The organism is Lacticaseibacillus mingshuiensis (genome assembly GCF_016861785.1).
GTDB lineage: Bacteria > Bacillota > Bacilli > Lactobacillales > Lactobacillaceae > Lacticaseibacillus > Lacticaseibacillus mingshuiensis.
This window is the reverse complement of the sequence record NZ_BOLS01000031.1, coordinates 1-9105: the sequence shown is the minus strand read 5'-3', so window position 1 is coordinate 9105 and position 9105 is coordinate 1. Positions and strand designations below refer to the sequence as shown.

The 9105-nt window shown below is 56.6% G+C and carries 10 protein-coding genes; all 10 read right to left on the bottom strand.

Annotated features, from left to right (window positions below; genetic code table 11):
- Nucleotides 1-103: 103 nt before the first annotated feature.
- A complete protein-coding gene (locus JUE67_RS12240; protein WP_203628040.1) occupies nt 104-346 on the bottom strand; it encodes a hypothetical protein in 243 nt (80 codons plus the stop codon).
- A gap of 84 nt (nt 347-430) precedes the next feature.
- On the bottom strand, nt 431-673 hold the full coding sequence (locus JUE67_RS12235; RefSeq protein WP_125695883.1) for a DUF2187 domain-containing protein: 243 nt from the start codon (nt 671-673) through the stop codon (nt 431-433).
- A gap of 117 nt (nt 674-790) precedes the next feature.
- The gene (locus JUE67_RS12230) at nt 791-1972 is read right to left on the bottom strand and encodes a serine hydrolase (protein ID WP_203628038.1); all 1182 of its coding nucleotides are present in this window, start codon (nt 1970-1972) and stop codon (nt 791-793) included.
- 216 nt (nt 1973-2188) lie between these two features.
- A complete protein-coding gene (locus JUE67_RS12225) occupies nt 2189-3646 on the bottom strand; it encodes an ABC-2 transporter permease (protein WP_203637179.1) in 1458 nt (485 codons plus the stop codon).
- A 56-nt stretch (nt 3647-3702) separates the two neighbouring features.
- Entirely contained in the window at nt 3703-4563 is an 861-nt protein-coding gene (locus JUE67_RS12220; protein ID WP_203628034.1) for an ATP-binding cassette domain-containing protein, read from the bottom strand.
- 275 nt (nt 4564-4838) lie between these two features.
- Nucleotides 4839-5477, bottom strand: coding sequence for an ABC-2 transporter permease (locus JUE67_RS12215; protein ID WP_203628026.1), 639 nt, complete (start codon nt 5475-5477; stop codon nt 4839-4841).
- Nucleotides 5467-6333: an ABC transporter ATP-binding protein gene (locus JUE67_RS12210; protein WP_203628024.1), complete on the bottom strand. Its 867-nt coding sequence runs from the start codon at nt 6331-6333 to the stop codon at nt 5467-5469. Before JUE67_RS12210 ends, JUE67_RS12215 begins: the two co-directional genes overlap by 11 nt.
- Complete coding sequence (locus JUE67_RS12205; protein WP_203628022.1) at nt 6326-6709, bottom strand: GntR family transcriptional regulator; 384 nt, start codon at nt 6707-6709, stop codon at nt 6326-6328. Before JUE67_RS12205 ends, JUE67_RS12210 begins: the two co-directional genes overlap by 8 nt.
- A gap of 40 nt (nt 6710-6749) precedes the next feature.
- Nucleotides 6750-7991: an ABC transporter permease gene (locus JUE67_RS12200; RefSeq protein WP_203628021.1), complete on the bottom strand. Its 1242-nt coding sequence runs from the start codon at nt 7989-7991 to the stop codon at nt 6750-6752.
- A complete protein-coding gene (locus JUE67_RS12195; protein WP_203628019.1) occupies nt 7984-8883 on the bottom strand; it encodes an ABC transporter ATP-binding protein in 900 nt (299 codons plus the stop codon). The genes JUE67_RS12200 and JUE67_RS12195 overlap by 8 nt, the downstream gene beginning before the upstream one ends.
- Nucleotides 8884-9105 lie beyond the last annotated feature (222 nt).

Sequence of the window (9105 nt, the reverse complement as noted above, 5' to 3'; positions counted from 1 at the left end):
GAGCGTGCCTGGGACACAGAAAAAGGGCAATTCATCACGTCCTTGAAAGAACGTGTTTCCTTGCCCTAATTCAAAAAGACCTGCCGCAGCAAGTCTTTTCGCATTACTTATTCTCTTCTGGCTTCGGCGGAATGACCGCCTTGCCGCCCTTGCGGATGTGCTTATAGTTGACGACGGTCTTATGCTTCAAGTCTTCGACCAGACTGGCATCTGCCTCTGCAAAACTGGTGATGGTGAGCAAAGCCGAGTTCGCGTACAATTTTTCCACCGTGCCCTTGAAGCTCAGTGGCACATTTGTACTCTTGCGCACCGAAACGTTATCACCGACTGCGATCTCTTCGTCCAAAGAAGGTCCCCCTATTTCTGTCTAGCCTGATTTATCTGCGTCTACTTACAGTCTTCGATTATAACACAGCCAGCAAATTGGCGGTCAACCCACCTCGTCGATCGCCGGCAGAGGCATCGGCTCGCCTGCCTTGAGGACTTTCATCTTCTTTTTCGCAATGACCGCGCGGAATAAGAGCTCGCGGGCATTCATCGTGTCTTCGTCATCATATTCGATGATCGACACAAACGCCGAATTTTCGTAGACCTTCTCGACCTTACCAGTAAAGGGGTGCTCCATGTTGCCGTTTGGCTTGCACTGTACGATCGCGCCTTTCGTGACTTCCATATGAAAACCCTCCCATATTGTTTATTGGGAAAATTATAACACGAATTCGCTTATCGTCAACATAATCAACCGTTTATGTCTTTGGAAAACGTGCGGTATTTTTTGGTAACGGTCCGCTCACTCATACATGATCGATTCGACTTGCGCCGCGATGGCTTTGATGCGTGAAAAATCGAGCGTCTCCTGCCCATGGCCGCGGGTCATGATCACCAATAGATAGCGCTGACCCGTCGGTAAAGTGACGAGCCCCGCATCGTTATTTTGATCATTCAAAAAACCAACCTTATCCTGCACCGTTGCGTCTGGTATCACACTCGCCACGCCGGCTGGAATACCGCTGCGATAGATCTGCACGCCCATGTATGACAGCAGCTCATTGCGCATTGTCGCATCGGAAAAAGGCGCGCTGCCCGCCGCCAGAAGCTTGAGGAGGCGCATCAGGTCATTGCTGGTCGTCGACGCCGCCTGGCCGGTCACAAAGGGACTCGTGATGCCGAGCGTGTTGAGATAGCCGTTGATCGTGGTGTTGCCATAAGTCGACCGGATGCCTTCCGCAAATGGATTGAGGCTCTGCTCGATCATATTTTTAAAATTCAACGCGTCGCTGCTTGTCCATTTGCGCTGTCCCGTCAGGCGCAAATGGTACAAAAACGCGGTGATGTAAAGCTTGTAGGTGCTGGCCGACACAGTCCAGGTCGTGCCATTGACGCTGGTCTCATATTTATAGCGGGCCGGCGCCGACGCGGCCGCCTTGGAGCCAGCCACCGGGGTCAAATTTGTGTAACTGACACTGACGGTGCCGTCCGCCGCCACATCAGTCAAATAGGCCTTCAACTGCTTTTGCCGGGCCGCCCAGCTAGTGCCGGTCGGCGTGGCCTGCGATTTAGTGGCGGCCGCGCTTGCCGCCTTCGCTTTGGCGGAAGCCGCTGCTTTCTGGGCCGCCGCCTTTTTAGCTTGGGCTTCGGCGGCTGCCGCCTTGGCCTTGGCCTTGGCCGCTGCGGCCGCCTTTGATTTGGCATGCGAGGCTGCCTTGGCTTCCGAAGCCGCCTTGGCCTTAGCCCGCGATTCCGATTCAGCCTTGGCTTTCGCTGCGGCCTTCGCTTTGGTTGCCGCCGAGCTACTCGCCGCTTCGGCCTTTTTGCGCGCCGCCCGACTGCTGGCGGCGGCTTGTTGATCTGCTTTTTCCGCCGCGATCGCCGCTGGTCGGGCCGCGGTACGCTGGGTATCTTGCCACCAAACGACCACGCCGAATCCGAGCACCAGAATCGCACCTGCGACTGCGAGCCACCGTTTTTTCATTGGCGCGTCCCTCCGTTTCACATTATTCTGTCATGATACCGTATACACAGTCGTTTGGGTCGTTAATTATGCTAACTTAATCAATAACGAAATGGGCACCGTTGCCCAGCCCGGGTGCGTCACGAAAAAGATCCCGCCGCACCGCCATTTTGGCAGTGAGACGGGATCTTTATCTCCATAAAGCGTACACACCGTCAGTCTGTGACGATGATTCCGTTACCTTTTTTGGCGAGACCCCGACCGTATTTCCTGGAGGCATAACCATACACCGGCTGCCGCCCCAGCCGCCAGATAGCCAAGCGCACTGGTTGACTGCTGCACTGGCAACACGATCGTGATTCCATCAAAGTACAGGAAAAACACCAGTACGAAGCACAATTGGAAGAGCCGTGCGCTGCCCATCAGGCGGGCCAGTGCCAGCGCGAGCAACGGCCAGGCGAGACTGAAGATCAATAACGCGAGTCCGCCGACTGGGTCCGCTTGTCGCACCACCAAAGGCAACACGGTGGCCAGACTAAAAGCCATCCCGCAGAGCAACTGCAACATCGTCATCCGCCGTTGGCCATTCGGCGTGGCCGCCAGCCACGACCAAAAGCCGTGTTGTTGCTCGCGCCAACCGAGGTTTGAAAAAAGTGGCAGTAGCCAACAGTAGGCCAGTGGCAAAACGATCTCGGTCAAAGCAGAGATAGGCACAAGCCATTCGATCAGCCACGCCCCGATCAGACCAACAGTCCACCAACGCGGTAAAAACGCCAACTGACGCCGTGCTTCCGCGAGCAGTTGGGACCCAAGCGGGCGTCTGTTTTGCGGTGCCAGCGGTCGAAGTGGGCCTGCAATAAGGGCGACCGGTTGGCTTTTCTCCTCATGTGTGCGAGGCTTCAAGGCCCGCCGCTCTAAACAAAGCCAAGCCAACACAGTAAAGAGCCCACTTATCGCCACCATGGCAAGGAGCCACCGCCAATCTATCTGAGCGGCGGATAAAGCGGAGAAGCGCAACGGACGCGTGCCGCCGCTGCCTGCACCACTGCCGAGAATCAACAGGCTGTTTGCAGGCCGACCCACCGCCGCCATGACAGCACCATTCACAATCGAGAGCACTGCCCCGACGCCACCAAAGTCAACGAACGCGCCCCACCACGCACCATTTGCCTGCGTCGCGAGCACATAACACACTAACAGCATCATGATCTCGATTCCAGTTCCCAACCGGCCGCGCAAGATCGGCACCGTTTCACTCCAAAGCGTCAGTCCGGCTACCGCCAACAAGCCTGGCACCAGAAACAATAGTGGCTGGAAAAAGATGTCCAGGGCGAGCGGCCGCCCCGGAAACCGCACCACCAGCATCAACGACGCGCCAACAACGAACAACCCCCAAAGTGTCAAGAGAACGGCCAAATTCCCGATCATTTTGCTCAATATGTATTTCAAACGTGAAAAGCCACTTGCAATCAGGCTGGTCAAAATGCCTCGATCACGATCGCGTTGCACGGCGTCTTTGACCGCGACGACTGCCAAGATCGGCAGCATCAGCCCCATCACCAGCGCGACCCCAACCGTGATCCAACTGGGGTCATTGGCCTGTTCAAAGGTCTCAGGTTCGATCTGAAGCACCTTGATTGCGCCACTTGCTTGCGGCGTGCAGACCACCGCCAAAAGTAGCACTAAGATCGCCATCACACGCATCAAAGGCTGGCTGAATCGTATACGCAATTCTCCGGCAATAGCGGCCATCATGCGTCCACCTTGCCTTCCATCACGGCCAAGCAGGCATCCTCAAGGCGCGGGGCAACCGCCTCGGCGACTGCTGCGGGCTGTTGGGCAGCAATTACCCGGACCCGCAATCCATCCGCCGTCTGAATCAGCGCAGCATCTGGCGCGACGGTACCGCCTGGTTCGATGGGCATTTCCCACACATGCCCCGCGGTCGCCGTCAATAAAGCCCCCGGGGTGCCGTTGAAAACAAGCTGCCCATGCCGCAACAAAAGCAACTGACCTGCGACCGCTTCGATATCGGAAACAATGTGTGTCGAAACAATGACTAACCGGGTCTGCGCCAGCTCGCTGAGCAGATTTCGCAAGCCCACGCGCTCCACGGGATCAAGTCCGGTCGTTGGCTCATCGACCACGATCACTTGTGGGTCACCCAACAATGCGGCCGCGATTCCGACGCGCTGGCGCATCCCACCGGAAAAATCGGCCAATTTTTTGCGGCCGACATCCCCCAGATGCAACGCGACCAGCAGGCTGTCGATCTGTGCGGTTGCGGCTTTGCTTGGTAAATTGCGAAGCGCCGCTAAATACCGTAAATAACCGCGCGCATCCAGCGCTGGCTCATACGGCACTTGTTGCGGTAAATAGCCTAGCACCCGCCGCATCGCCAGCGGCTTGGCCACGATATCGGTGCCATCGAGCAAGATCTGCCCACTGGTGGGCCGCTCCAATGTCGTTAGCTGCCGGATCAATGTTGATTTTCCGGCCCCATTTGGCCCAACCAAGCCAATGATGCCGCCTGGTCTCAGAGTCGCAGAAACACCCTGCAACGCAGCCGTACGCCCATACCTTTTCGTGACCGTTTGTAATTCAATTTCCATTCGCAAAACGCCTCCTCATCCCTATTTAAAATAACCATATGTGAGGGGGAAATCATGCGACTTTTGGCCCATTTTCATCTCACCAAAAAGCCCTCGGAAGATGCCAGAAGCTCAAGACAAGCGCAATTAGTGGCATTCCGCGTCCGTATGACTTGTTCGAGTTTGTCATCATAGCATGCCTGGTATTTTCAAAATAAACAACAATACGCCCGGCTTAGACACAAGCAAAAAAATGCGGCCGCCCTCGTTCATGCGGTCGCATTTCTTCAGTTCAACTAAAGTTCGCGTTTCGAATACCAATGCAGACTCAGCGGCACCGACCCCACCAACAACGCGACGGCCCCTGCCACAACCCAGCCAAAGGTGAAGCTCGGCGAAAAGTTATCGCCGAGCGCGGACAGAAAGTTGAGTCCAATCACCACCAGCACGATCACCCCGGTGTAGATCCCGATCGTTGCGCTGGAATAGCCGACGCGCATCAAAAACGGAAATGGCACCGCGACCAGCACAAGGAAAAACGTCAGCGCGCCTAATGCCACCATGGCGGCCACCGAAAGCGGCAGATCGTCCGGGCGCAAGAAACTGTATATTGCAGCCACGACGAAGAGATTCAAGGCGATCACGCACTGCACGCCTACCGCAAACAGATAATGGCCGAACACCACTTGCCGCCGCGTCACGGGCAGCGCCGCCAACAACCCGTCGACACCGCGCTGCTGATTGCTGTAAAACGGCACCATCACCAGCGAACTGCCGGCACCAAACACGATGCCCACGATGATGGCAAACACGTCAAAATTCAACATGGCCAGCACCAAGATCACCACATCGGTCGCCAAAAGTAGTGCCCACCATGGAAACTTTATCTGAAGCGTGCGCAGATCCAGCTGCGCGACTTTGACACTATTGCGCATCCGCCTGCACCTCTTTTCCGTAGTAGATCATCAGCGCGTCCAGATCCACCGGCTCGATCGTTAGCCCAGCTGGCAAGTTGCGCGCCGCCTCTGTCCGCATCATGAGCGAGAACCCGACCGCCGTTTCGCGCAGCCCAAGCCCCAATTTCTTCAGCTCCGGCGTCAGCTTGCCGCGCCCGCCTTTGACGAGCACATATCGGTCCAAAAGCGTGGCCGTTTCGCCGAAAAATAGCTGGTGGCCGCCCACGATGTAGAGCACATAATCCGCGATGCGGGCGAGGTCGCCAGTGATGTGGCTGGAGAGGATGACCGAATGCTGGCCGTCTTCGATGTACGCCTGAAGCAGCGTCATGAGCTGGTCGCGCGCGATCGGGTCCAGCCCCGCCGCCGGTTCATCCAGGATCACAAGCTTGGCGTCATGACTCAGCGCCGCCGCCAGATTGACCTTGGCCTGCGTACCGCGTGAGAGCTTCTTGTATGCCGTTTTTTTAGCCACACCAAACAACTGGATCAACTCGTGAAACCGAGCCGCATCCCAATTTGGCAAAAACAGAGCCATGGCGGAATCCACATCCGCCACGCGCCAGCTTTCGGGAAAACCGGTTGTGTCCAGCGCCACGCCGACGTCTGCGCGGGCCAGTGCCCGGGCGGTCGGCGTCGTGTCCCCGTTGAGCGTCACAGTGCCGGCAGTGGGCGCGGCCATGTCCAGCAAGAGCCGCAGCGTCGTTGTTTTGCCTGCGCCGTTTGGGCCGATCATGCCCAATATGTATCCCGCCGGCACGTTGAAAGACAGCGGGCCGAGCGTGAATTCCTGGTATTTTTTCGTCAGGTCCTTGACCGTGAGCAGATCAGCCATCATTTTCTCCTTCCAGCAAGGTGTCGAGCATCGTGTGCAGCTCAGCCGTCTCGACGCCGCCAAGTCTGGCCGCATCGATCGCCGTCTGCAGGCCATTTTCGATCGCGCGCAGGGCGTGTTCGCGAATCAATTCGTTGTCCTGTGGCGCCACAAAGGTCCCCTTGCCTTGCATGTTGGTCACATAGCCTTGCGCTTCAAGGTCGCGGTAGGCCCGGGTGGTGGTGATCACAGAGATCTTGAGATCCTTGGCCAGCTCCCGAATCGACGGCAGTTGCATCCCCGCCGGACAGTCGCCATTGAGAATCTGTGTTTTCACCTGGTCCTCGATCTGTTGATAGATCGGCACCCCGGCCTGATTGGATTGGACGACCTGCATGCAATTCCCTTCTTTCTATTTTTCCAATTGGCAAAAATGCTTACCGCGCCTTGGCCACCGTGATGCTCTTCTTCATCGCTTTCCACAGGCCGCTATCGTTGTAGACCAGAACGTTTGCGGCATAGGCTTTGGCGGCCAGCCAGGTGAAGGCGACCAAAAAGGCGAGGTTGAGAAGCAGCGCCACGCTGACATTGGCCAGGCCGACTTGATCGACGCCAAAGCGCGCGGGCATGATCATCGGCGACAGAAACGGCACATAGCTGAGCACCGCGATGATCGGACTGTTACCGGAGCCCGCCATGATCGCCGCAAAATAGCCGATCATCGAGACCATCACCACTGGCTGAAGCGCCTGGCCAGCTTGTTCCTGGTTGGCGACCAGCGAGCCGCAGACCGTGGCCAAAATGGTGTAACTCAGGATGCCAATGATGAAAAAGCCCATGACGACCAGCACAAATGGCCAGCCGATCTGCGACCAGTCAAAACTCTTGAGCAGATCGCGCACCTGCGGAATCTTGTCCCGCACCGCCCAGGCGACGCCGCCCATCACGGCATACACAACTAGTTGTACGCCGAGCAAGCCCGCGACCCCCGTGATCTTGCCGTAAAATTGCGTGCTCGGATGCATCGCAGTCAGAATCGACTCTTCGATGCGCGAGCCTTTTTCCGTGGCGATCTCCTGGGCGATCATCGTGCCATAGCTCAGCAAAAAGAGGTACATCACAAGCCCCACGACCAGCGACAGCATGCTCTTCAGGTCCTCGGACTTGCTTTTCGCGACGGTCATTTTGCCGCTGGCGGTGAAGGTGACGCTGGAACTGGCCAACGTTGGCGCCGTCAACAGATCGCTCAGCTGCGTCTGCGTCAAGCCCAGCGACTGCGCGACGGCGGCGGTGTTGAGGCCGCCCAGCGCGGCAGTTAGGCTGTCGGTCTGGATGTTTTGGCCATCGTTGCGTTGAAACAGCTCGGCCTTTTTCGTCGGCAGACTGTCTAGCACCAGGAGCCCATCCGCCTTTTCCGCTGCCAACTGTTTTTCACCGACAGCTTTGCTGGCAACGGCCTTGTAGTGCTGGCTGTCGTTGCTTTGCTTGACCAGCGCTGTTTGGACCGCGGCTGGGCCGCTGACCAAAACGGTGGCCGGCTTTTGCGTTTGGCTCATCACAAAGGCGATCACGCCGATCACCACGACCCCGATCAGCGGCATCAAGACCAGCGACCACCAAGAAAAACTGCGGATGTTTTTGCGGAACACCTGCCCCGCGATCAATTTCAAGTTACGCATTCGGCTCACCTGCTTTCAAGCGGAAAATCTCATCCAAAGTCGGCGCCGCCTGTGCAAACTGGGCAATGTAGCCATTTTGCGTAACAGCGGTGAAAATGTCGCGGCCAGCCGCCTCATCGCTGAGGTGCAAGGTGTAATGGCCCGCGTGCTGCTGGACCTCTGTGACCCCAGGCAGGGCACGCAACTGGTCCTCGTCCAGCGGCGGGTCCTGCAGATAGATGCGCGTGCGGCCGAACTGATTGCGAATGTCATCCACCGTGCCGGATAGCACTGTCTCCCCATTTTTCAGCATCACCAAATGGTCGGACAAAGCCTCGACATTGGACATGTCATGACTGGAAAAAATGATCGCGGCTCCCTGTTTTTTCATCAATTGAATGCCCTGTTCCAGCAGGCTCGCATTCACCGGATCCAGCCCGGAAAATGGTTCGTCCAGGATCAACAACTTCGGCTGGAAGATCAGCGCACAGATCAATTGAATTTTCTGCTGATTGCCCTTGGACAGATCCTTGAGCTTATCCGTACGTTTGCCCTTCACATCGAAACGCTCGAGCCACTCCGGCAAGGCGTCGAGCACCTCTTTTTTGCGCATGCCGTGCAGCTGGCCGAAAAAGGCGACCTGCTCCTCGATGCTCAGCTTGGGATAAAGCCCGCGCTCCTCGGGCAGATAGCCGATCAGGTCGCGGTTCATCTTCGCGACCGGCTGTCCGTCCCAGAGAATCTGTCCCGCATCGGTGCGCAAAAAGCCTAAGATCATGCGAAACGTCGTCGTTTTCCCGGCGCCGTTTTGGCCAATCAGCCCCATGATCTCGCCCGGGTGAATGGTGAACGACTCATCCGCCACGGCCAGCTGATCGCCGAAATGTTTGGTGATACCCTGCACCTCTAACATTTGTGTTCCTCCTCGCATATTGTATATATGTGCATATGTACAGTATAACGCGTAGGGAAAAAGGTCAAGCCTTTTTTCACTGAACGCAAAAAGGCACGGACAAATATTGTCGTTTGTCCGCGCCCTGAGATGATTTTATTTAAATCGCGCATTTTAGAATCAAGTTAGCCACTGTCTCAAAATTTTTTGGACAATAAAAAACATCAAGAACAGATATCCTGT

Bases quoted from the DNA above. Each gene is read 5' to 3' on its own strand.
- JUE67_RS12235 (WP_125695883.1), bottom strand. From the start codon at position 673: ATGGAAGTCACGAAAGGCGCGATCGTACAGTGCAAGCCAAACGGCAAC.
- JUE67_RS12230 (WP_203628038.1), bottom strand. From the start codon at position 1,972: ATGAAAAAACGGTGGCTCGCAGTCGCAGGTGCGATTCTGGTGCTCGGA.
- JUE67_RS12225 (WP_203637179.1), bottom strand. From the start codon at position 3,646: ATGGCGATCTTAGTGCTACTTTTGGCGGTGGTCTGCACGCCGCAAGCA.
- JUE67_RS12220 (WP_203628034.1), bottom strand. From the start codon at position 4,563: ATGGAAATTGAATTACAAACGGTCACGAAAAGGTATGGGCGTACGGCT.
- JUE67_RS12215 (WP_203628026.1), bottom strand. From the start codon at position 5,477: ATGCGCAATAGTGTCAAAGTCGCGCAGCTGGATCTGCGCACGCTTCAG.
- JUE67_RS12210 (WP_203628024.1), bottom strand. From the start codon at position 6,333: ATGGCTGATCTGCTCACGGTCAAGGACCTGACGAAAAAATACCAGGAA.
- JUE67_RS12205 (WP_203628022.1), bottom strand. From the start codon at position 6,709: ATGCAGGTCGTCCAATCCAATCAGGCCGGGGTGCCGATCTATCAACAG.
- JUE67_RS12200 (WP_203628021.1), bottom strand. From the start codon at position 7,991: ATGCGTAACTTGAAATTGATCGCGGGGCAGGTGTTCCGCAAAAACATC.
- JUE67_RS12195 (WP_203628019.1), bottom strand. From the start codon at position 8,883: ATGTTAGAGGTGCAGGGTATCACCAAACATTTCGGCGATCAGCTGGCC.